Source organism: Desulfocicer niacini, from assembly GCF_054657595.1.
Window position 1 is genome coordinate 1 of sequence record NZ_BAAHYK010000138.1, and the last position, 1,227, is coordinate 1,227.

The following is a 1,227-nucleotide window of genomic DNA, read 5'->3' on the forward strand; positions in this document are numbered from 1 at the left end:
GTATTTAAATAACGAAGTAATTTTTAAGTTGATTAAAAAATCAAATATTTTAAATGCTTAAATGTGTTTTTGATGTTTAAATATTAGTATATAATAAACTATATAGCTTTTTATAAGACCATCGAAGAACCACAATACTAAATTACCTTGAATTAAATAATCGAAGCTGATACTGTGCGCAAAATGAAAATGAAAATGAAAAAAATTAATGATTTTACCTTCACTTGTTGGTGGCACTCTCTTTTATAGAGCGGTGCTGAATTGTTTTATTCAAAGGCCGCCGGGTGGCAGCTAATGAATAAAATCAATTATGTCTCCGGAGGTCGTTACAGGAGGCATGATTTTGCAGAACATTCAATTATCAAACACACATCAAAGTGGCAGCGTTAAAGAAAAAATCCTCACGGGTGATCGTGCCACGGGTCAATTACACCTTGGTCATTTTGTCGGTTCGCTACAGCAGCGAGTGAAATTACAACATTGTTATGATCAGACAATTTTAGTTGCTGACATGCAGGGTTTGACAGATAACAGTCATAACCCCCATAAAGTATCTTCAAATATTTTAAATGTTGTTGCTGATTACCTTGCGGTCGGCATAGACCCACTGAAAACAACGATCTGTTTACAATCCGCTATTCCCGCACTTGCTGAATTAACAATGTACTATTCTAATTTAGTTTCCATTGCACGGTTGGAAAGAAACCCAACGGTGAAAAATGAAATTCAAAGCAAGTCATTTGGACGATCCATTCCTGCCGGGTTTTTAACCTATCCGATTAGTCAGGCTGCTGATATTACGGCATTCAAGGCAACAATGGTTCCTGTGGGAGAAGATCAGTTACCCATGCTTGAACAAACCAACGAGATCGTAAGAAAATTAAATAATATCGCCCAAGAAGAAATTTTAGTGGAATGTAAACCGCTGCTGAGTCGGGTTCCTCGTTTGCCAAGTGTCGATGGGAAAACTAAAATGTCTAAATCCATGGGCAATACCATTATGCTTTCCTCGAGTGAAAAAGATATTTCCACAGCTGTAAAGGCCATGTTTACGGATCCAAACCACTTGAAAATTGAAGATCCGGGTCGCGTTGAAGGCAATGTTGTCTTGTAAAAATAGCCTTTGGGTTGGACCTGTTTTAATGGCTTTGGCTCTCTGGGGTTGCATCTTTTTTCGGATTTTTCATCAATATACTGATGATATTGGGGGATCTTATTTTCAAATGC

At 37.5% G+C, this 1,227-nt stretch carries 1 protein-coding gene; it reads left to right on the forward strand.

All coding sequences use genetic code 11. From position 1 onward, the window contains the following. The first annotated feature begins 343 nt into the window (after nt 1-343). Nucleotides 344-1,114, forward strand: a complete 771-nt coding sequence (trpS, locus tag ACYQ2M_RS25065; RefSeq protein WP_459919138.1) for a tryptophan--tRNA ligase — start codon at nt 344-346, stop codon at nt 1,112-1,114. Nucleotides 1,115-1,227: the final 113 nt, after the last annotated feature.